General features: G+C 64.4%; 17 protein-coding genes and 2 tRNA genes. 10 read left to right on the plus strand and 9 right to left on the minus strand.

From position 1 onward, the window contains the following. Nucleotides 1-4: 4 nt before the first annotated feature. The 3 genes from AC3WUM_RS13460 to AC3WUM_RS13470 form a co-directional block, all read right to left on the minus strand. Nucleotides 5-1,456 carry a PhoH family protein gene (locus tag AC3WUM_RS13460; protein WP_492410832.1) on the minus strand — a complete coding sequence of 484 codons (1,452 nt, stop codon included), beginning with the start codon at nt 1,454-1,456 and terminating at the stop codon, nt 5-7. 99 nt (nt 1,457-1,555) lie between these two features. Further along, on the minus strand, nt 1,556-2,023 hold the full coding sequence (locus tag AC3WUM_RS13465) for a peroxiredoxin (RefSeq protein WP_492410833.1): 468 nt from the start codon (nt 2,021-2,023) through the stop codon (nt 1,556-1,558). A gap of 38 nt (nt 2,024-2,061) precedes the next feature. Next, the gene (locus tag AC3WUM_RS13470) at nt 2,062-2,601 is read right to left on the minus strand and encodes a glycine cleavage system transcriptional repressor (protein ID WP_492410834.1); all 540 of its coding nucleotides are present in this window, start codon (nt 2,599-2,601) and stop codon (nt 2,062-2,064) included. A gap of 205 nt (nt 2,602-2,806) precedes the next feature. On the opposite strand from AC3WUM_RS13470, the gene dapA reads away from it, so the two are divergent. From dapA to AC3WUM_RS13505, 7 genes are all read left to right on the plus strand, one after another. Beyond that, on the plus strand, nt 2,807-3,688 hold the full coding sequence (dapA, locus tag AC3WUM_RS13475; RefSeq protein ID WP_492410835.1) for a 4-hydroxy-tetrahydrodipicolinate synthase: 882 nt from the start codon (nt 2,807-2,809) through the stop codon (nt 3,686-3,688). Further along, on the plus strand, nt 3,685-3,999 hold the full coding sequence (locus AC3WUM_RS13480) for a hypothetical protein (RefSeq protein ID WP_492410836.1): 315 nt from the start codon (nt 3,685-3,687) through the stop codon (nt 3,997-3,999). Before dapA ends, AC3WUM_RS13480 begins: the two co-directional genes overlap by 4 nt. Nucleotides 4,000-4,072: 73 nt before the next feature. Beyond that, nucleotides 4,073-4,164, plus strand: a tRNA-Ser gene (locus AC3WUM_RS13485). Between the two features lie 79 nt (nt 4,165-4,243). Then, nucleotides 4,244-4,320: transfer RNA gene (locus AC3WUM_RS13490), tRNA-Arg, on the plus strand. Between the two features lie 186 nt (nt 4,321-4,506). Then, a complete protein-coding gene (locus AC3WUM_RS13495; RefSeq protein WP_492410837.1) occupies nt 4,507-4,752 on the plus strand; it encodes a hypothetical protein in 246 nt (81 codons plus the stop codon). A 158-nt stretch (nt 4,753-4,910) separates the two neighbouring features. Then, nucleotides 4,911-7,730 (plus strand): SLBB domain-containing protein, encoded by a 2,820-nt coding sequence (locus AC3WUM_RS13500; protein WP_492410838.1) that lies wholly within the window; start codon nt 4,911-4,913, stop codon nt 7,728-7,730. A gap of 6 nt (nt 7,731-7,736) precedes the next feature. Next, nucleotides 7,737-9,890, plus strand: a complete 2,154-nt coding sequence (locus AC3WUM_RS13505) for a YjbH domain-containing protein (protein ID WP_492410839.1) — start codon at nt 7,737-7,739, stop codon at nt 9,888-9,890. Nucleotides 9,891-9,908: 18 nt separating this feature from the next. On the opposite strand, the gene AC3WUM_RS13510 is transcribed toward AC3WUM_RS13505, so the two are convergent. Then, complete coding sequence (locus AC3WUM_RS13510) at nt 9,909-10,589, minus strand: YjbF family lipoprotein (RefSeq protein ID WP_492410840.1); 681 nt, start codon at nt 10,587-10,589, stop codon at nt 9,909-9,911. 193 nt (nt 10,590-10,782) lie between these two features. Here AC3WUM_RS13510 and AC3WUM_RS13515 point away from each other — a divergent pair, with 193 nt between their 5' ends. Both AC3WUM_RS13515 and AC3WUM_RS13520 read left to right on the plus strand, forming a co-directional pair. Further along, nucleotides 10,783-11,571: an SDR family oxidoreductase gene (locus tag AC3WUM_RS13515; protein ID WP_492410841.1), complete on the plus strand. Its 789-nt coding sequence runs from the start codon at nt 10,783-10,785 to the stop codon at nt 11,569-11,571. Between the two features lie 2 nt (nt 11,572-11,573). Next, nucleotides 11,574-12,488, plus strand: a complete 915-nt coding sequence (locus AC3WUM_RS13520) for a 5'-nucleotidase (protein ID WP_492410842.1) — start codon at nt 11,574-11,576, stop codon at nt 12,486-12,488. A gap of 3 nt (nt 12,489-12,491) precedes the next feature. On the opposite strand, the gene AC3WUM_RS13525 is transcribed toward AC3WUM_RS13520, so the two are convergent. The 5 genes from AC3WUM_RS13525 to map all read right to left on the minus strand — a co-directional run bounded on the left by AC3WUM_RS13525 (nt 12,492) and on the right by map (nt 19,088). Then, entirely contained in the window at nt 12,492-13,487 is a 996-nt protein-coding gene (locus AC3WUM_RS13525; protein WP_492410844.1) for a YheT family hydrolase, read from the minus strand. Next, the gene (dapE, locus tag AC3WUM_RS13530; RefSeq protein ID WP_492411090.1) at nt 13,487-14,632 is read right to left on the minus strand and encodes a succinyl-diaminopimelate desuccinylase; all 1,146 of its coding nucleotides are present in this window, start codon (nt 14,630-14,632) and stop codon (nt 13,487-13,489) included. Before dapE ends, AC3WUM_RS13525 begins: the two co-directional genes overlap by 1 nt. Nucleotides 14,633-14,643: 11 nt before the next feature. Then, a complete protein-coding gene (gene dapD, locus AC3WUM_RS13535; protein ID WP_492411091.1) occupies nt 14,644-15,459 on the minus strand; it encodes a 2,3,4,5-tetrahydropyridine-2,6-dicarboxylate N-succinyltransferase in 816 nt (271 codons plus the stop codon). A gap of 18 nt (nt 15,460-15,477) precedes the next feature. Continuing rightward, entirely contained in the window at nt 15,478-18,162 is a 2,685-nt protein-coding gene (gene glnD / locus AC3WUM_RS13540) for a [protein-PII] uridylyltransferase (RefSeq protein WP_492410845.1), read from the minus strand. A 116-nt stretch (nt 18,163-18,278) separates the two neighbouring features. Further along, the gene (gene map / locus AC3WUM_RS13545; protein WP_492410846.1) at nt 18,279-19,088 is read right to left on the minus strand and encodes a type I methionyl aminopeptidase; all 810 of its coding nucleotides are present in this window, start codon (nt 19,086-19,088) and stop codon (nt 18,279-18,281) included. A gap of 181 nt (nt 19,089-19,269) precedes the next feature. On the opposite strand from map, the gene rpsB reads away from it, so the two are divergent. Beyond that, on the plus strand, nt 19,270-20,079 hold the full coding sequence (gene rpsB, locus AC3WUM_RS13550; RefSeq protein ID WP_492410847.1) for a 30S ribosomal protein S2: 810 nt from the start codon (nt 19,270-19,272) through the stop codon (nt 20,077-20,079). The last annotated feature ends 85 nt before the right edge of the window (nt 20,080-20,164 follow it).

The raw sequence follows: 20,164 nt of genomic DNA on the forward strand, positions 1-20,164 counted from the left end.
CGGTTCAGAGCACGTCGGAAGCGTGCGCCGCCAGGCGCGAGCGCTCGCCGCGAGCCAAGGTCACGTGACCGCCGTGCGCCCAACCCCGGAAGCGATCGACCACGTAGGTCAGGCCCGACGTCGTCTCCGACAGATAAGGCGTGTCGATCTGCGTCAGGTTGCCGAGGCAGATCATCTTGCTGCCCGGGCCGCAGCGCGTGATCAGCGTCTTCATCTGCTTGGACGTGAGGTTCTGCGCCTCGTCGATGATGACGAAGCGATTCAGGAAGGTGCGGCCGCGCATGAAGTTCAGCGAGCGGATCTTGATGCGCTTGGACAGCAGATCGTTGGTCGCCGCGCGCTCCCAATCGCCCGCGCTGCCTTGCTGCGTGAGCACTTCGAGGTTGTCCATCAGCGCGCCCATCCAGGGCGTCATCTTTTCTTCCTCGGTACCCGGCAGGAAGCCGATGTCGTCGCCGAGCGGAACCGTCACGCGCGTCATGATGATCTCGCGATAACGCGGCTCGTCGAGCACCTGGGCGAGGCCCGCGGCGAGCGTCAGCAGCGTCTTGCCGGTGCCCGCGGTGCCGAGGATGGTGACGAAGTCGATGTCCGGATCGAGCAGCAGGTTCAGCGCGAAGTTCTGCTCGCGGTTCTTGGCGTGGATGCCCCAGACCGGCGTCTTGCCCGCGCGATAGTCGCGGATCACGCGCAGCTTGGCCTTGTCGTCGTCGATCGATTGCACGCTCAGTTCGAGCCCGCGATCGTCGCCATCGGCCATGTAGAGGAATTCGTTCGCGTACCAGTCCTTCACGCCGGGGCCTTGCAGCTTGTAGCAGGCGCGGCCGCGCTCGTCCTGCCAGCTTTCCATCTTGTCGCCGTGCGTCTGCCAGAAGTCTTCGGTCAGCTCGGTGTAACCGGCCGGCAGCAGATCGAGGTCTTCGAGAACCTGGTCGTTGTGATAGTCCTCGGTGTGCACGCCGACGATGGCGGCTTTCAGGCGAAGGTTGATGTCCTTGCTGACCAGCGCGACCTTGCGTCCCGGATTCTTCTGCTGCACCGCGAGCGCGGTGAGCAGGATGCTGTTGTCCGGCTTGTTGCCGGGCAGGATGCCGGGCAGGCTGGTTTCGGTCGGCGTGGTCTGGAAGAACAGGCGGCCACTCGCCGGCTCGCCGATCTTGCCGCCGCCGAGCGCCGGATTCTTGCGGATGCCGCTCGGAATCGGCAGGCCTTTCTCGATCTGCGCGTGGTTCTTGTTGGCGACCAGATCGTCGAGCTGGCGGCTGACCTGGCGCGCGGTGCGTGCGGTGTCCGAAGTGCCTTTCTTGAGGCCGTCGAGTTCCTCGAGCACCACCATCGGAATGAACAGGTCATGTTCCTCGAAGCGGAACAGGCTGCTCGGATCGTGCATCAGCACGTTGGTATCGAGAACGAAGATTTTTTTCTTCACGAGTGTCCGTTTGGATTGGAACCGCATGGACGACCGTCGCCGGTCGTGAGAGAGGGTGCTGCGAGCTGAGGCCGGTTTTTCAAAAACCCGGCTCGATCAAAAACTGCATCGGCTGGAGCGGCGTCTTCAGAGTGCCTTAACCGCTGCGAGCACCGCGTCGGCGTGCCCCTTGGTCTTCACCTTGCGCCACTGCTGCACGAGTTTGCCCTTGGTATCGAACAGGAAGGTGCAGCGGTCGATGCCCATGTATTTTCGGCCGTAGAGGCTCTTTTCGACGATGGCGCCGAAGGCCTCGCAGGCTTTTTCTTCCATGTCTGAAATCAGCGCGAACGGAAAGCCGAACTTGGCGCAGAAGTTGTCGTGCGACTTGACGCTGTCCTTGGAGATGCCGACGACGTCGGCTCCCGCCTTCTTGAAATCCGCGTAGAGCCGGGTGAAGTCCTGGCCCTCGAGCGTGCAGCCCGGCGTGTTGTCCTTCGGGTAGAAGTAGACGACGAGCTTCTTGCCCGCGTACTCCTTCTTGAGGCTGATGGTGCGGCCGCCGTTGGCGGGCAGGTTCAGGTCGGGAAGGGAGTCGCCGGCTTGGATGCTCATTGGCTCTCGGATTGGGCTCTCGTCGTGTCGGGTGCTGATCAGGTCTTGATCGGGTCGAGCATGCCGTCGGCGTTGAGATCGTCGCAGAGATCCATGAACGATTCGCGCAGGGCTTGCGGATGCTGGTTCACCGGCACGTGCAGCACCATCTGCACGCTGCACATCTCGGCGCCGGTGTAGTTGGAGGCGTACTTCTGCGTCGAGATCTCGGCGACCTCGACGTCCTGGCTGCCGAAGAACTCGAGCAGGTGCACGAGCAGATCGGGCTGCTGCGGCGCGATCACGTCGGCCGCGTAGGGACGGAATTCCGGGTTCTGCTCGCGCGGGCCGCAGCGTTCGAAACGGACTTGCAGATCGAGCTTCTGGGCGATGCCGGGGAGGGCGGTTTCGAGTCTTCCGAGTGCGCTCCAGTTCCCGGAGACGACCAGATTGGCGGCGAGGCGGTCGCCGATGGGGGCGATGCGACAGTCCTCGACCTCACAGCCGCGTTCGCGAATGGCGCGAAACAGCTCAAGGGGAATGTTCGGACGGGCGCGAGCGAGTACGGATATGGAGAGCAGGCTGTCTTGGGAGGACATCGTGTCGCTGGCAAAGAGAATGGGGCGAGTGTAGGCAGGCATCCTCGAAAAGTCGAACCCGAATTTCCCGCGTCCGGCCGCCCCCGAAACGGGATGGGCCGAAACGATGTCGCAAGGCCCTCACACGCTATACTCGCGCCCGCTTTCGGACGGCTGCGCCGCTCGAACCACTCGAATCCAACTCCCGAATTCACCTCAAAGCGCCATGATCAAGGGCAGCCTGGTAGCACTGATTACACCCATGAGCGCCGATGGCGGCGTGGACTACGCCAGCCTGGACGCCCTCGTGGAATGGCACATCGCCGAGGGCACCGACGCGATCGTGGCGGTGGGCACCACGGGCGAATCGGCCACGCTCGACGTGGAAGAGCACATCGAAGTCGTCCGCCGGGTCATCGATAAAGTGGCCAAACGCATTCCGGTGATCGCCGGGACCGGCGCCAATTCGACGGTCGAGGCGATCGAACTCACCGAAGCGGCCCGCAAGGTCGGCGCCGACGCCGCCCTGCTGGTCACCCCGTACTACAACAAGCCGCCGCAGGAAGGCCTGTACCGGCACTACCGCAAGGTCGCCGAAAGCGTCGAACTGCCGCTGATCCTCTACAACGTGCCGGGCCGCACCGGCGTCGACATGCTGCCGGCCACGGTTGGCCGTCTGGCCCAGGTGCCGGGCATCGTCGGCCTCAAGGAGGCCAAGGGCGACCTCGGCCGCGTTCGTGACCTGCTCGCGCTCGGCCTGCCGGAAAGCTTCGCGCTCTATTCGGGCGACGACGCCACCGCGCGCGAATCGATCCTGCTGGGTTTCCACGGCGATATCTCGGTCACCGCCAACGTGGCGCCGAAGCTCATGCACGAAGTTTGCGTCGCTGCGGCGAGCGGTGATGCGGCCAAGGCCGCTCAGCTCGACGAGAAGCTCGCCCTGCTGCACAGCGACCTGTTCATCGAGCCGAACCCGATCCCGGTCAAGTGGGCGCTGCACCGCATGGGCCGCATCCCCGAGGGCATCCGCCTACCGCTCGTGCCGCTGGAATCATCTTCTCATTCGCGTGTCGAAACGGCTCTTCGTGCCGCTGGAGTGCTTTCATGAGGTTTTGCTTGCCGTCCGCCGCCTTGGGCCTTGCCGTGCTGGCGACGGGCTGTGCTTCCAACAGCTACTGCCTCGGCCAGCAGGACTACGACAACGCCGAGGATCGCATGCCGCTGCAGTCGGTGAACGGCTTGAAGCTGCCCGAATCCCCGACCGCGCTGCGCGTGCCCAAGCGCACTCCCGACGGCATTCCGTACGGCGTGGCTGACGCCAACGGCGACGGTGTTTGCCTCGACAAGCCACCGACGCTGACCTCGGCCGCCGCCACCGAAGCCGTTGCAACCCCGGCCAAGCGGGCCAAAAAAAAGTAGAGCCGCCCCAGGCGGTCGCCGCTATAATGCGCGCCGGTTATCGGCAAGACCTGTTGTATTAGTGTCGCTTCCCGGAGAGATGTCCGAGTGGTTTAAGGAGCACGCCTGGAAAGCGTGTATACGGGTCAAACCGTATCGCGGGTTCGAATCCCGCTCTCTCCGCCAATTCTTGTGAGGCCGGATTCATCCACGATCTGGTTTCCAGCCTTCGCCGAACCCGCTCGGTGACGCCGCCCCAAGCAACGCGCCCGTAGCTCAGTTGGATAGAGCAACGGCCTTCTAAGCCGTGGGTCGCAGGTTCGACTCCTGCCGGGCGCGCCATTTCCGAGCTGAAAGCCCACGACCTCAATTCGCGCGCCAAGTCACATTGTCCGGCTTTCGTTCAGCTTGAACTTATGTCTCGACCGTGTAAGCTCGCGCTATACGATTTTCGTTTTGTCGGACTGACATTCTCTTGTTATGCTTCGGCGCATCGCACTGCAACATTGCATTCTTTCGGAGATTTAGATGAAAAAGCTTATCGCTGTTCTGGCCAGCACTTTGGTGTTCAGCTCGATGGCGTTTGCCGCCGAAGAGGGTGCTGCAGGTTCTGCCGGCGCTGATGGTGCGGGCGCGACGAACGTTCCGCTGACGGTCGGCGTGACCGCTGCTGTCGCCGGCGCGATCGGTGCGATCGTCAATGCCGCGGCTGGCGATGACGAAGCCAGTAGCTCGACCAGCACAAGCACCAGCACCAGCACCGCTACCCACTGAGCTTAATCACGCGACGCTGTTGTTTCGGTTGTAAGGAAGGCCAGCTTCGCTGGCCTTCTTCGTTTGCGCCTGATATTCGATAATTGTTGTCGAATCATTGCCTTAATGCCGGTTTTCATCGGCCGAGAATCAATCCTGGGGTGAGAATGAAAACGGGAGTGGAACGGCTCCGCCTCGTCATTGCGCTGGTATCGATGCTATGGATGGGCACTGGCGCTGCCCAGGTTTCGACGATCGATCCTTCGGTGCTGTCCAGCCTGAGTCCTGAGGAGCGCCAGCAGCTCATCAGTGGGTTCGGGGGAGGCGACGGTAGTGGGAGCACGAGCAATCAGGATCAGACGCTCTCCAATCCTCGTGTCGTCGATTCGCGGAGCCGGGATGCCGACAACTTCGAGCGACGCCCGGGCTCGCCGAATCCAGACGATGCTCGGTACTACGGTCCGGCAGTCGGCGATTGGGATGAGGCCCAGGGCTCACGGGGGGCGCGCTATCCGCTGGATGGATTGAGCAGTGCTTCGCCCTCTGGCCGCAACCGGGGCGACGACGACTTCGTCGGTTCGATGACTCCGCGTTCCGAGCCGCGTGCGCTCCCGCAGAACCCCTACGAACTGCCGTATCGGGATGCTCGCCGCAATCGCTCGCCCCAGCCTTTTGGCTACGAGCTGTTTTCGGGGGTTCCGAATACGTTTGCTCCGGCGACCGACATTCCGATCCCGGCCGATTATGTGATCGGACCCGGAGACAATGTCCGCGTTCAGCTGTTCGGCAATCAGAACCAGACGTTCACGCTGCTGGTTTCGCGGGATGGGACCATCAATTTCCCTAAGCTCGGGCCGATCGTCACGACCGGGCTGCGCTTCGACGAGTTGCAGTCGATGCTCGAGGAGCGCGTCGGTCGCGAGATGATCGGCACCACGGCGAGCATTTCGCTGGGACGCCTGCGTTCGATTCGGGTCTTCGTGCTCGGCGACGTCACTCGACCGGGCTCCTATACGGTGTCGTCGCTGTCGACGATGACGCACGCCCTGTTCCTGAGCGGCGGTGTCAGCAATGTCGGCTCCTTGCGCCGTGTCGAGCTCAAGCGCTCCGGCCGGCTCGTGCAAACGCTCGATCTCTACAAATTCCTGCTCGCGGGCGATTCGAGTTCCGATCTGCGACTGCAGCCGGGCGACGTGGTGTTCGTGCCGCCCGTCGGTGCGCGAGTAACGGTGGAAGGCGAGGTCAAGCGCCCCGCGATCTATGAGATCACGCAGGAGCGCTCGCTGGCCGATGCGCTCGCGCTCGCGGGCGGGCAGATGGCCTCGAGCGACAAGACCTACGTCGAGGTCGAGCGCATCGCGGCGGGCTCTGAGCGCACGGTGCTCAACTTCGATGTCGCCAAGCCGGCCGACCTGCGTGCCACGATCCAGGATGGCGATATCGTGCGCGTACGCCGTGTATCGCGGCAGATCTCGAACGAGATCAAGGTGACGGGCTACGTGAAGTATCCGGGCACCTATCCGTGGTCGGAGAATCGCGACTTGAGCACGGTGCTCAAGCAGGCGGGGCTCAAGGCCTCGGATTCGGATGCGGAAATCTATCTGCCGGTCGGGCTGATCCAGCGCACCGACAAGACCTCGGGCGTGCGCGAGTTCATCGATTTCAATCTCGCCGATTACGCGAGCGAGACGCCTTCATCGTTGCTGCCGCTCGAGCCGAACGACCTGGTGATCGTGTTCAGTCGCTCGGACATTGCATACATGAGCTCGTTCGAAGTCGAAGCGACTTTGAACGGAAGCCGCGTCAACGCGACGAACAACTGCTCGGCGCTGCTCGATCTTCGCCAATTGGTCAACAGCCAGCGCGCGGCGCGTTTCCTGAAGGTGCTGTCGTCCGAAAGCCTGGTGCGCACGGCCGATTCCACGCGTGCCCGCCTGCGTTGTCCCGAGATTTTCCAGGAGGTTCCCGGTGCGCTTCCGGCTCTCCTCGATCGCGGTGTCGGCGTCTATGGCGAGGTGTTGCGGCCCGGGCTTTATCCGGTCGCCAAAGGGGCGAGCTTGCCGCTCGTACTGCAGGCCGCAGCGGGGCCGACGGCGGAAAGCGATCCCAAGAACGTCGAATACGTTTCCTACGAGGAGACGGTCGCCAAGGGTCGTGCGCGCTACCAGAAGATCGATCTGACGAGCGCGGACCTGCAGTCGTATCGCATTTCATCGGGTGACACGCTGAACTTGCGCCCGATCTATCTCGATCAGGAAGTGGGTTCCATTCGCCTGATGGGCGAGGTCAAATTCCCGGGAACCTACGGCGTGGTGCGGGGTGAAACCTTGTCGCAGGTGCTCGCGCGTGCCGGTGGGCTCACGGACAACGCCTATCCGTACGGAGCGGTGTTCACGCGCGAGAGCGCTCGAAAGGCCGAATCGGCTTCGTTCAAGCGCGCGGCCCGTGATCTGCAGGAAGCAGCGGTCACCGCGATCAGCACCAGTAACCAGAGCGGCGATGCCTCGTCGACCGCGGCATTCTTCGATGCGGTGGTGAAGCGGCTCGAGAACGCGACGCCGGTGGGTCGTGTCGTCGTGCAGGCCGATCCGGCCATGCTCAAGGTCAGGCCGGAACAGGACGTGATCATCGAGCCGGGCGACGTGCTGATGATTCCGAAGCGCCCGACCTCGGTAGCCGTGGCGGGTCAGGTATTGAATCCGGGTTCGCTGGCCTTCGAATCAGGCTTGTCGGCCTCCGACTACATCGAGCGCGCGGGTGGTGTGGCGCAGGCGGCCAAGAAGAGCCGGGCCTTCATCGTGTTCCCGGACGGCTCCGCCAAGCAGCTCAACATTTCGAGCTGGAACTTCTCGCGCCAGGACGTGCCGCCAGGCAGCCTGATCATCGTGCCGCGCGATGCGGCGCCGTTGAACAAGTGGATGTTGTCGGAGCGCCTGCTGAGCATTTTCTCGAACCTCGCCATCTCGGCCGCGGCCCTGGTCACGATCAACAACAACTAGCCCGCAATGAAAGTCGGAAAGCCCGGGCTGTTGATGCTTGGGTTGCTGATGAGTGGACAGGCCAGCGTTCGCGCCGAGCCTGTTCACTCGTCGAGCGACTATGGCGGCGTTGGCCTGCTGCAGGTGCCCACGGCGCGATTCGCCGACGATGGACAGATCACGGCCGGCATTTCGATCGTGCATCCGTATCATCAGGCCTTGCTCGGCATGCAGCTGCTGCCCTGGCTCGAGACGCAGTTGCGCTATGTCGACGTGCGCAATCGTCTCTATGGTCCGGAAGATTTCAGCGGTGACCAGACGTACAAGGATCGCAGCGTCGACTTCAAGATCCGGCTTTTGAAAGAGGGCGATGCCTGGCCGGCGCTCGCGCTGGGCGTCATGGACATCGGCGGCACCGGCCTGTTCTCGAGCGAGTATCTGGTCGCGACACGGCGTGTGTGGAACTTCGATTTCACTCTGGGCCTAGCCTGGGGCAGGCTTGGTTCCAGAGGCGGAATCAAGAATCCGTTTACGCTTATATCGTCCAGAGCGGAAGAGCGAGAGGAATTGAGTTCCGCAGGCGGTATTTCGGCGGGCAAGTGGTTTCGCGGAGGAGAAGTCGGCTTGTTCGGTGGATTGGAATGGCAATCACCCGTGAGAGGTTTAAGCTTCAAGCTCGAGTACGACGGGAACGATTATCGACACGAAGCGGCCACATATGACGCGCTTCCTAACAACCAGGAAATCCACTTCCCGGTCAACGCGGCCCTGAACTGGCGCCTCGCCAACGCCGTGGATCTTTCGGCTGGCGTCGAGCGCGGCGACACCGCCATGTTTCGCATCTCCGCCTTCACGAATCTGGTCCAGCAAAAAGGCCCGCCGAAAATCCTCGATCCGGTTCCGACTCCGACGTATGCGAGCGAGCAGGCCAGCAAGGGCGATCCGATCAAGCGCGAGGAGAGCGTCGATACGAGCTTCCTGGCTCAGCTCGAACAGGAACTCGCGCGCCAGCGCATCACGCTGATCGCGCTCGATGCCGACGACGACAAAGGCGTGCTGACGGTCTGGTTCACGCAAAAGCTCACGCGAGATCCGCACCGGGCGATTGGGCGTGTCTCTCAGACGCTCGCAGTACTGGCTCCGCCACGCTACGGCGCGTTCACGCTGGCCAACGTGGACGGCGAGCGCGAAAGCTACCGCGTCACCACCTTGCGCAAGGACATCGCGGCAGCGGTCGATTTCAAGGGCAGTGTCGAAGAGATCCGCGCCTCGAGCCTCGTCGATACGCCGTCTGCCCGGGCTTACGCCGGCGCCGATTTCCAGCAGCCACCGAAGATGCCGGCTTTCAGCTGGAGCATGGGGCCCGCGCTGCGCCAGCACATCGGCGGGCCCGACGATTTCTATTTCGGCCAGCTCTGGTGGCGCGTCGGCGCCAATCTCGATCTGACTTCACGCTGGTCGATCAATGGCTCGGTCGGCGCCAACATCTACAACAACTTCGACGGTCTGAAGGTCCGCGACACCAGCGAACTGCCACACGTTCGCAGCGACATCGTCCAGTACATGAAAGAGGGCGAGAACAATATCGTTCGCCTCGAGACCAACTACGTCTGGCCGATCTCGCAGTCGTGGACCGCGCGAGTGTCCGCGGGCATCTTCGAGGAAATGTACGGCGGCGTCGCCGGCGAAGTGCTGTACGCCAAGCCGTACCAGCCCTGGGCCGTGGGCTTCAACGTCAACCGCGTCCGCAAGCGTGATTTCGACCAGCGCTTCGGCTTCCAGGACTATGAAGTCACGACCGGACACCTGACCGGCTACTTCGATCTGCCGCTCTGGAATCTCGAAATGACGGTCAGCGTCGGCCGTTACCTGGCCGGCGACTATGGCGGAACCTTCCAGCTCGCGCGCGTTTTTCCGAGCGGCGTGAAGGTGGGCGCCTTCGCGACCAAGACCGACGTCTCGGCCGAGCAGTTCGGCGAGGGCAGCTTCGACAAGGGCCTGTTCCTGTACCTGCCGCTGGATCTGTTCTCGCTGCGGTCGAGCCAGCGCGGTGCGACGCTCGTCTTCAAGCCGCTGACGCGCGATGGCGGCCAGAAGGTGCGTGACGGTGCCGCGTTGTACAGCCGCTTCGAGGCCAACGCTTACGATCAGGACGCGTCCTGGGTCGATGTCCTCAAGTGAGGCTGAGCGGCGCGCCGCTCAGGCCGGCGGCCGCTTCAGGACCTGAATTTCGATCGCCGGGCTGCCGTCGGTGATGAACTGCTTGCTTTGCCAGATCAGGGCGCTGCGCTTGCTGAGCCAGTGCAGGTTCGTCGCCTTCCAGCGATCGGCTCCGTAACGGGCTTCCTCGCGCACGCGCAAGGTTTCGAACTGGCGGTCGAGAATGCTGATCGTCTCGCTGCCTTCGACGCGGAAGCGGGCGCGCACCGTTTCGCCGTGAGCCGCCGCCGTGTCGACGCTCCTGGAGGTTTCCAGGCCATCGATCTGCGGATGCTCGTAGTCGTAGGCATCGAGCAGGTCCTGCCCGAACAGGCGCGTGCCGAGCAGGTCGGACGGCAATCCCACCGATCGCACGATGCGGCCCTTGCGCGTGACGAGCAGGATGCGGTTCGCCGAGATCCAGTACAGATCGTCGCCCCTGACCTCGTTGAGCACCATGATGCCGCGCCCGCCGCGACCGATGCGTACGCCGAGCTGGGCGAAGGCGAGGTCGTCGACCTGCTGGCGCGTGCGTGCATACGCGTCGCTGCCGCCCAGGGTGGCGCTGAAGCTGTCGTGCAGCATGCCGAGCGTCGAATCCTGGGTGCAGCCGGCCAGCATCAGCGGCAGGGCTCCGAGCATCAGGCGCCGGCGAGCCGGATCGTGAGGGCGGTTGAGCATGGATAAGGTCGATGTTCGCGGGAAGCGAGTCGACTTTATCACTCGATCGTGAATCCCAAGGTGCAAACTCGAATGCTTGTCGGTTTGCCGTTCCGGCAGCCAGTCCTCGCCGTATTGCATTGAAACCCTGGGCGGGGCGCGACAGACTCGTGGCCCGCCCGGCATTTTCATTCGAGGCGAAACAGGACGAGACATGACGGACATTGCAGGCAAGGTGGTTTGGATCACCGGCGCATCGAGCGGCATCGGCGAGGCGATGGCTTACGAGGCCAGCGCCGCCGGGGCCAAACTCGTACTGAGCGCGCGCCGGCAGGCCGAGCTCGAGCGCGTGCGCTCGGCCTGCGCGCATCCGCAGAACGTCGCCGTGCTGCCGGCCGACCTGACCGACTTCGACGCCGAAAGCCTGCACGAACGCGCCGTCGCATGCTTCGGTCCGATCGACGTGCTCGTGAACAACGCGGGCATCTCGCAGCGCAGCTCGGTGATCGACACCGGCATGGCGGTCTACCGGCGCATCTTCGACCTCGATTTCTTCGCGCCCGTGGCGCTGACCAAGGCGGTGCTGCCGGCCATGAGCGCGCGCGGCTTCGGGCACATCGTCGCCATCTCGAGCGTCGTGGGCTATCTCGGAACGCCGCAGCGCTCGGGCTATGCGGCCGCCAAGCACGCGATGCAGGGCTTCTTCGATTCGGTGCGCGCCGAGTCCTGGCGCAGCGGCGTGAAAGTCACGATCGTCTGCCCGGGCTACATCCGCACCAATGTCTCGATCAACGCGATCACCGCCAGCGGCGAGAGCCACGGCCTGATGGATCGCGGCCAGGAAAAAGGCATGGATGCGCGGCTCTGCGCGCGCAAGGTCTGGAGTGCGGTTGCGGCCGACCGCGAAGAAATCGTCATCGGAAAGGAAGCGCTCGCGGTGCTCGTCAAACGCTTCGTGCCGCGGCTCGCGTCGTTCGCGCTCAAGCGCGCGAAGGTGACCTGATCGTGGCCGTAAGCCTGCAGAACAAGCTCGTCGTCGCACTCTCCTCGCGCGCGCTGTTCGACTTCGAGGAAGAGAACCGGGTTTTCGAAAGCAGCGACGATCGCGCCTATATGAGCGTGCAACTCGAGCGCATCGACCAGGTCGCCAAGCCTGGCGCCGCGTTTCCGCTCGTGCGCAAGCTGCTCGCGTTCAACACGGCCGAAGCGAGCCGTGTCGAAGTCGTGATCCTGTCGCGCAACGATCCGGTGTCGGGCTTGCGCGTGTTTCGCTCCTCGCGCGCACACGGGCTTTCGATCGAACGCGGCGTGTTCACGCGCGGGCGCTCGCCGTATCGCTACCTGAAGCCGCTCGGCGCCGTGCTGTTCCTGTCGACCAACGATGCGGACGTACGCGATGCGCTCGAAGCTGGCTTTCCGGCGGCGCGTGTCTATCCGAATTCCGTGCGCGCCGCCGAGCAGTATCCCGATGAAGTGCGCATCGCCTTCGACGGCGACGCCGTGCTGTTCTCGGACGAAGCCGAGCAGGTGTTCCAGCGCGATGGCCTGCCGGCTTTCATCGAACATGAAACCCAGCGCGCAAGCACGCCGTTGCCGCCCGGGCCGTTCAAGCCCTTGCTCGATGCGCTCGATCGTCTGCAAAAAGCCGGTGAGGGCCACGCACCGATGCGCCTGCGTACCGCGCTCGTGACGGCGCGCAGCGCGCCCGCGCATGAGCGCGCGGTGCGCACGCTCATGCAATGGGGCCTCGAGGTCGACGAGGCGATGTTTCTCGGCGGCCTCGACAAGGGCGCGTTCCTGCGCGAATTCGAGCCCGATTTCTTCTTCGACGACCAGACGCGCCACTGTGATTCGGCGGCGCTGGTGGCGCCGACCGGTCACGTCGCGGCTGGCATCGCCAACCTGCTGAAGATCGGGTGAAGATCAGATGGCGCGCTCGAGCAGTTCGAGCACGCGCGCTTCGGTCCAGGTGTTCAGGCGCCAGTCCTGAATGAAGCCGCAATGGCCGCCGCGATCGGTGGCCTCGTAATGCAGCACCGAGCCGCGTGCCGAAAGCCCGGTGAAATCGGCGATCGGAACCACCGAGTCGTCGCGCGCGGTGAGGATCGCGAGCGGCGAGGGCGAGTTCACGAGCATCTCGGGCGTGAGCGTGTAGCGCTCGAAGTAGTCGTCGAGCCTGTCGTATTCGGTGTAGTCCTCGACGAAGCGCTGCGTCATCTCGATGAAGTTGCGCAGCTGGCGGTGGCTCGTGAAATCGTAATGGCCGGGCCAGGCTTCGGCCTTGAGCTGTTGGGTCAGCAGCCATTTCTGCAGGAAATAACGCTGGAAAACCTTCGGCCCGTTGTCGATCGCCTCCAGCGTGTGACGCGGATGGATGGCGGGCGAGATGCCGATCGACAGGCTAGGCCGCAGCCCGACGGCGGGGCCTTGCAGGCTCACGCGCAAGGCGAAGTTGCCGCCCAGCGAAAAGCCGATCATGGCCAGCGGAATCGCGAGCGTCTGCCGGTCGAGCGCCTGTGCGGCGCGCACCGCGCCGAGCACTTCGTCCATGCGGGCGGAATGGAACATCGCCTGGTTGAGCGCGTGCGATCCGCCGTGGTCGCGCAGGTTCAGCCGGAACACTGCATAGCCCGCGCGGTGTAGTGCGCAGGCCATCGAATAGAGGTAGGCCGAATCGTGGCTGCCTTCCCAGCCGTGAATCAGCACGACGAGCGCACGCGGCGATCGCTGCGTCTGCGGCGTGTAGCGCCCGGTCAGCCGGACGCCGTCGCCGCAATCGAGTACATGGCTCGAAGAGCTCTTGTCGAGATCGATGCCGCGCTTGCGCCAGAGCCTGGCCGCGGGCCGCTTGGAGGCGAGCACGGTCTGCGCGAGTGCACTGCGCAGACCGAACGGCGGATCGAATGCAGCGCCGTGCATCAGCGCATCAGGCGTTCGAGAATGCTCTGGTAGATCGCCGACAGCGGCTCGAGATCGGCGATGCGCACGTGCTCGTTGATCTTGTGGATGCTGTCGTTGATGGGCCCGATCTCGACGGTTTGCGCGCCCCAGGGCGCGATGAAGCGCGCGTCCGAAGTCCCGCCGCCGGTGAAGGACTCGGGCTTGCGCCCGGCCACTGCGAGGCAGGCCGCTTCGGCGGCCTCGATGAGCGCGCCACGGCGCGTCAGAAACGGCTCGCCCGACAGCCACCAGTCCGCTTCGTATTGCGGGCAGTGACGATCGAGCACCGCGTGCACGCGCGCCTTGAGCGAGTCGGCCGTCGACTCGGTGCAGTAGCGGAAGTTGAAGATCGCAGTGGCCTCGCCCGGAATGACGTTGTTCGCTCCGGTGCCGCCATTGAAGTTCGAGACCTGTAACGAGGTCGGCGGAAAGCTCTCGTTGCCCGCGTCCCACGCGATCGCGACGAGTTCGGCCATCGCGCTCGCGAGCCGATGCACGGGATTGTCGGCCTTGTGCGGATAGGCGACATGGCCTTGCTTGCCGATCACGCGCAGGTTGCAGCCCAGCGAGCCGCGGCGACCCGTGACGATGCGATCGCCGAGCGTCTCGTTCGACGAAGCCTCGCCGACGATCGCGTAATCCGGTACGACGCCACGCGCCTTGAGCACGTCGACGACGTGGCGCGTGCCGTGCCTGGCCGCGCCTTCCTCGTCGCTCGTGATCAGGAACGCGAGCGTGCCTTTGACGGGGCCTTGAGCGAGCAGGCGCTCGACCGCGCAGACCATCGCCGCGATGCCCGATTTCATGTCCGCCGCGCCACGGCCATAGAGCAGGCCGTCGCGCACGGTCGGCACGAAAGGATCGCTGCTCCATTGCGCGAGCGGGCCGGTCGGCACCACGTCGGTGTGGCCGGCCAGGATCATCAGCGGTGCGCCGCTGCCGAGCGTGGCCCACAGGTTGGTCACGCCACCGGCGTCGATGTACTCGAACGAAAAGCCCAGCGGCGCGAGCCGCGATTCGAGCAGCTTGCAGCAGCCGGCGTCGTCGGGCGTCAGCGAGCGACGCGAGATCAGCTCGCTGAGCAGATCGAACACCGCTCCGTTCGAAACACGACCGTCGGCCACGAAACTCGAACTCACTCGTCGCGCAGCAGCGCGTTGATGCCGACCTTGGAGCGTGTCTGCAGATCGACGCGCTTCACGATGATGGCGGCGTTCAAGTTGTAGCGGCCGCCGTCCTTGGGCAGCGAGCCCGGCACCACCACGGCGCCCGACGGCACGCGGCCATACGTGATCTCGCCGCTCGCGCGATCGTAGATCGGCGTGCTCTGGCCGATGAACACGCCCATCGAAATCACCGCACCCTTCTCGACGATGACGCCTTCGACGATCTCGCTGCGCGCGCCGATGAAGCAGTCGTCCTCGATGATCGTCGGCGAAGCCTGCAGCGGTTCGAGCACGCCGCCGATGCCGACGCCGCCCGACAGGTGCACGCGCTCGCCGATCTGCGCGCACGATCCGACCGTGGCCCAGGTATCGACCATCGTGCCCTTGCCGACGTAAGCGCCGATGTTGACGTAGCTCGGCATCAGGATCGCGCCGGAGGCCACGAAGGCGCCCTTGCGAACCGCGGCCGGCGGCACCACGCGCGTGCCGGCCTTCTTGAAGTCATCGGCGGTCCAGCCGTCGTACTTGAGCGGCACCTTGTCGTAGCCGCCGAGCTGGCCCATTTCGATCGGAATGTTGTCGTGCAGGCGGAAGAACAGCAGCACGGCTTTCTTGAGCCAGTCGTTGACCTGCCAGCCGGTTTCGGTCGGCTCGGCGACGCGGGTCTGCCCGCTGTCGAGCAGGGCGATTGCGGCAAGCACGTTCTCGCGCGTCTTGGCATCGCTGGAGTTGAGGCTGTCGCGGCGTTCCCAGGCGTGTTCGATGGACACGCGCAGATCAAGCAGATTCATCGTTTATGAGCTTTAGTGAGTGCTGTTGTGATCGAGAGTGCGGACGAGCACTTCGCGCAGCTCGTCCAGCTGTGATGCGTCGCTGATCGGTTGGTGATCGGCGCCGGTGATGAAGAAAACGTCCTCGGCGCGCTCGCCGATGGTGCCGATCTTGGCGGCGTCGAGCAGCAGCCCGCGCTTCTGGAAGATGCGACCGATCATCGACAGCAGGCCAGGGCGGTCGGCCGTCACGAGTTCGAGAATCGTGCGGTTGCGCACCTTGTCGAGCGAGAAGCTCACATCGGTCGGCGTATCGAAGTGCTTGAGCTTCTGCGAGGTGCGGCGATTGACGTCGACGACCGAGATGTTCGGATCGGCGAGCACGCGATGCAGTGATTCGCGAATCTCTTCGAAGCGATGCCCCGGCGCGATCGCGGTGCCGTCGCCTTCCATCACCACGTAGGAGTCGAGCGTGAAGCCGTCGGCCGTGGTGTTGATGCGCGCATCGAGAATGTTGAGCCCCAGGCGAGCGAGCACGCCGGTCGACAGGCCGAACAGATGATCGCGATCGGGCGTGTAGACGAACACCGTGGTGCCACGGCCATCGAGCGTGCTGACTAGGATTAGCGGCAGCTCACCGGGCTTGGCGTTGATGATCTCGGGCAGGTGCCAGGCGAGCTCCTGCGGCGAATGGCGCAGGAAGTAGTCGTTTTCGAAGCGCGCCCAGACCGTGCGCGCCTGCTCGGGAGTGACCCCCGAATCCTTGAGGATCTCGAGCGCCGCAAGCTGCGCTTCGGTGGCGATGTCGCTGGCTTGCAAGGGGTTGTCGAGACCGCGTTCGAGCGCGCGCGCAGTCGAGCGATAGAGATCGGTCAGCAGCGTCGCGCGCCACGAGTTCCAGAGCGCCGGGTTGGTCGCGCGAATATCGGCCACCGTCAGCAGGAACAGATAATCGAGCCGGTCGCGCGCGGCCACTTTCCTCGCGAACGCGGTGACCACTTCCGGATCGCTGATGTCGGCGCGCTGAGCGGTCAGCGACATCGTCAGGTGATTCTTCACGAGCCAGCCGACGATCTCCGCGTCGGCGTGCGACAGGCCATGATCGAGGCAGAACTTCCTGGCTTCGATCAGGCCGAGTTCGGAGTGATCGCCGCCGCTGCCCTTGCACATGTCGTGGAAGAACGCGGCGATGTAGAGCAGCTTGGGCTTTTCGAGCTTGGCGAACAGCTCGTTGCAGAACGGCAGCTCGTGCGCGAAGCGCGGCAGCGCCATGCGACGCACGTTGCGCACCACGTAGAGCGAATGCTCGTCGACCGTGAGCGTGTGGAACAGGTCGTACTGCATGAGGCCGACGACCTTGCCGAACGCGGGCAGGTAGCGGCCGAGCACGCCGTAGCGGTTCATGCGCCGCAGATTGCGCGTCAGGCCTGCGCCATGGCGGAACATTTCGATGAACAGGCCGCGCGCACGCGAATCCTCGCGCACCGCCTGCGTGAGCAGGCGGTTGTCGCGCAGGATCAGGCGCACCGTCGCCGCCGAAATGCCGGCGAGCTTGGGGTTCTGCTGCAGCAGCAGGAAGATCTCGATCAGCGCCGCGGGCTGCTTGCGGAACACCTCTTCGTCGCGTGCCTCGATGTAGGCGCCGCGTGTCTGGAAGCGTGCGTTGAGCGGCACCGCGGGCGGCTGCTGATCGCCGTGCAAGATCGCGTCGTCGAACAGCTGCAGCAGCATGTCGTTGAGGCAGGACAGCGACTTGATCGTGCGGTAGTACAGCTGCATGAACTGCTCGACCGCGCGGTTCTTGTCGGTATCGACATAACCGAACAGGCCGGCGACCTTGATCTGGTGATCGAACAGCAGGCGGTCTTCGCGACGACCCGTGATCATGTGCAGCGCGAAGCGCACACGCCACAGGAAATCCTGGCCCGCGAACAGCTCGTCGCACTCGTTCTTGGTCAGGAAGCCGCGTTCGCGCAGCTCGTGCAGCGTCTGTGCGCCGAAGTGACGCTTGGCGACCCAGCCGATGGTGTGGATGTCGCGCAGGCCGCCCGGGCTTTCCTTGACGTTGGGCTCGAGCTTGTAGCCGGTGTCGTCGTACTTGCGGTAACGCGCGGCCTGTTCTTCGCGCTTGGCGCGGAAGAATTCGCCGACCGGCCAGACCTTGTCGGGCGTCAGCGCGGACTGCATCTGCGTGTAGAGGCTCGCATCGCCGATCAGCCAGCGCGACTCGATCAGATTGGTGATGACGGTGATGTCCTTGGCCGCTTCGCTGACGCACTCATCGACGGTGCGCACGCTCTGGCCGACTTCGAGGCCGATGTCCCACAGGAACGCGGTGAAGCGCTCGAGCGCGCCACGGTGCTGATCGAGCGCATCGCCGGCGTGCAGCAGCAGGATGTCGATGTCCGAATGCGGCAGCAGCTCGCCGCGGCCATAGCCGCCGACGGCGACCAGCGTCACGCCGGCCAGCGTCTCGGGCAGCGCGCGCAGCCAGGCTTCGCGCAGCACTTCGTCGACGATGTGCGCTCGTGCGTGCACGAGTGAATCGGCCGGCTGGCCTTCGTCGAACAATCCGTAGAGCCGGTCGCGTCCCCAGGTGAGGGTGTCGCGGAAAGCGGCGACAGGTTTGACGGTGTCGGCGCGCAGGCGCGCGCGGATCTTGCGCGCCGAAAAAACGGCGGCGGCTTCGTCTTCGGCTAGGTCGAGTTCTGCGCCCATATCGTGATCAATCGCTGAGCCCCGATTGTCTCACGGCTGGCCGGACAAGGGGGCGAAAAAACAAAACGGCCGCCGTCGGCGATTGCCGACAGGCCCGCTTCGTCAGGCGCGATGATTCAGATGGTTTCGTTGCTGCGCTGCGTCAGCACTTCGACGCCGGTTTCGGTGACGAGCACGGTGTGCTCCCATTGAGCCGACAGCGAATGATCCTTGGTGACCGCGGTCCAGGCGTCCGGCAGCAGCTTGGTCTCGGGGCGGCCGGCGTTGAGCATCGGCTCGATCGTGAAACACATGCCGGCCTTGAGCTCGATGCCCGTGCCCGGACGGCCGTAGTGCAGCACCTGCGGATCTTCATGGAAGATCCTGCCGATGCCATGGCCGCAGTATTCGCGCACCACCGAGAAGTTGCGCTGCTCGGCGTAACGCTGGATCGCCGCGCCGATGTCGCCCAGGCGAGCGCCCGGGCGAACCAGGCGGATACCCTCGATCATCGATTCGCGCGTGGTCTCGACGAGGCGGCGGGCGAGAATGCTCGGCTCGCCGGCGAAGAAGGTCTGGCTCGTGTCGCCATGCCAGCCATCCTTGATGACGGTGATGTCGATGTTGATGATGTCGCCGCGCTTGAGCAGCTTGGACCCCGGAATGCCGTGGCAGACGACGTGGTTGATCGAGGTGCAGATCGACTTCGGGAAGGCCGGGCGTCCCGGGGCGGCGCCATAGCCGAGCGGGGCGGGGATGCAGCCAAGCTCGTCGACGATGAATTCGTGGCAGATCCGGTTGAGTTCTTCGGTCGAGACGCCCGGTTTGACGTGCGGGGCGATCATCTCGAGCACGCTCGCGGCGGCGCGGCCGGCGGCGCGCATGCCCTCGATGGCCTCGGGCGTGGACTTCAGGGAAATGCTCGAATTGTTGCCGGTGGAATCCACAACCTGACCGTCCAGCTCGTTGTTCAGCGGAGCGGCGCATGGTATAAAGCCGGGCTTTTTTTTGCAAAGCCAGGGCATTCGAGGCCACTCGACACCCTGAAATTTCATCCGCGCCGATCTTGGGTGAGCTCTTCGGAGCCTTTTTGGGCGGCGCGGTCTGACCAACCCAAGGAGTCATCTAGTGTCCAACATCACCATGCGCCAGCTTCTCGAAGCCGGCGTGCATTTCGGTCATCGCACCCGTTACTGGAACCCGAAGATGGAGTCCTACATCTTCGGCAGCCGTAACAAGATCCACATCATCAACCTCGAGCACACGCTGCCGATGCTCAAGGACGCCTGCAATTACGTGGGCAAGATCGCCGCCAACGGTGGCCGCGTGCTGTTCGTCGGCACCAAGCGCGCCGCTCGCGAGGCCGTCGAGGCCGAAGCCGCTCGCGCCGGCATGCCGTTCGTCTCCCAGCGCTGGCTCGGTGGCACCCTGACCAACTTCAAGACGGTCAAGGGCTCGATCAAGCGCCTGCACGAGATGGAGAAGCAGGTCGAGGACGGCACCGTCAACCGCCTGTCGAAGAAGGAACAGCTGATGTTCTCGCGCGAGCTCGAGAAGCTCCGCAAGTCGCTCGGCGGCATCAAGAACCTGCCGACGCTGCCGGACTGCCTGTTCATCGTCGACACCGGCTACGAAAAGATCGCCGTCGCCGAGGCACGCAAGCTCGGCATTCCGGTCGTCGCCGTCGTGGACTCCAACAACGACCCGCAGGGCATCGACGTGGTGATCCCGGGCAACGACGACGCCACCCGCGCGATCAAGGTCTACGCCCAGTGCGTGGCCGACGCCATCATCGAGGCCCGCGCCTCGAGCTCGGTGCCGTTCCGCGAAGCTCCGCCGGAACCGGTCGCCCGCGAAGAGCGTCCGCGTGGCCCGCGTCGCCCTCCGCGTGACGGCAAGCCCGGCGGCGGTGGCCGTCGCGAGCGCGCCGACGCCTAAAGCTTGATCGGTGCCGGCTTTCTGACCGGCCCGATGTGTCCAAACCGACCCCGTGCGCGGCGACGTTCACGGGGTCGTCAGTCAT

This window comes from Hydrocarboniphaga sp. FW305-C-57 (assembly GCF_058783045.1).

What these genes read in the sequence shown, in the direction of transcription:
- AC3WUM_RS13460 (WP_492410832.1), bottom strand. Translation starts at nt 1,456, where the DNA reads ATGCGGTTCCAATCCAAACGGACACTCGTGAAGAAAAAAATCTTCGTT.
- AC3WUM_RS13465 (WP_492410833.1), bottom strand. Translation starts at nt 2,023, where the DNA reads ATGAGCATCCAAGCCGGCGACTCCCTTCCCGACCTGAACCTGCCCGCC.
- AC3WUM_RS13470 (WP_492410834.1), bottom strand. Translation starts at nt 2,601, where the DNA reads ATGTCCTCCCAAGACAGCCTGCTCTCCATATCCGTACTCGCTCGCGCC.
- dapA (WP_492410835.1), top strand. Translation starts at nt 2,807, where the DNA reads ATGATCAAGGGCAGCCTGGTAGCACTGATTACACCCATGAGCGCCGAT.
- AC3WUM_RS13480 (WP_492410836.1), top strand. Translation starts at nt 3,685, where the DNA reads ATGAGGTTTTGCTTGCCGTCCGCCGCCTTGGGCCTTGCCGTGCTGGCG.
- AC3WUM_RS13495 (WP_492410837.1), top strand. Translation starts at nt 4,507, where the DNA reads ATGAAAAAGCTTATCGCTGTTCTGGCCAGCACTTTGGTGTTCAGCTCG.
- AC3WUM_RS13505 (WP_492410839.1), top strand. Translation starts at nt 7,737, where the DNA reads ATGAAAGTCGGAAAGCCCGGGCTGTTGATGCTTGGGTTGCTGATGAGT.
- AC3WUM_RS13510 (WP_492410840.1), bottom strand. Translation starts at nt 10,589, where the DNA reads ATGCTCAACCGCCCTCACGATCCGGCTCGCCGGCGCCTGATGCTCGGA.
- AC3WUM_RS13515 (WP_492410841.1), top strand. Translation starts at nt 10,783, where the DNA reads ATGACGGACATTGCAGGCAAGGTGGTTTGGATCACCGGCGCATCGAGC.
- AC3WUM_RS13525 (WP_492410844.1), bottom strand. Translation starts at nt 13,487, where the DNA reads ATGCACGGCGCTGCATTCGATCCGCCGTTCGGTCTGCGCAGTGCACTC.
- glnD (WP_492410845.1), bottom strand. Translation starts at nt 18,162, where the DNA reads ATGGGCGCAGAACTCGACCTAGCCGAAGACGAAGCCGCCGCCGTTTTT.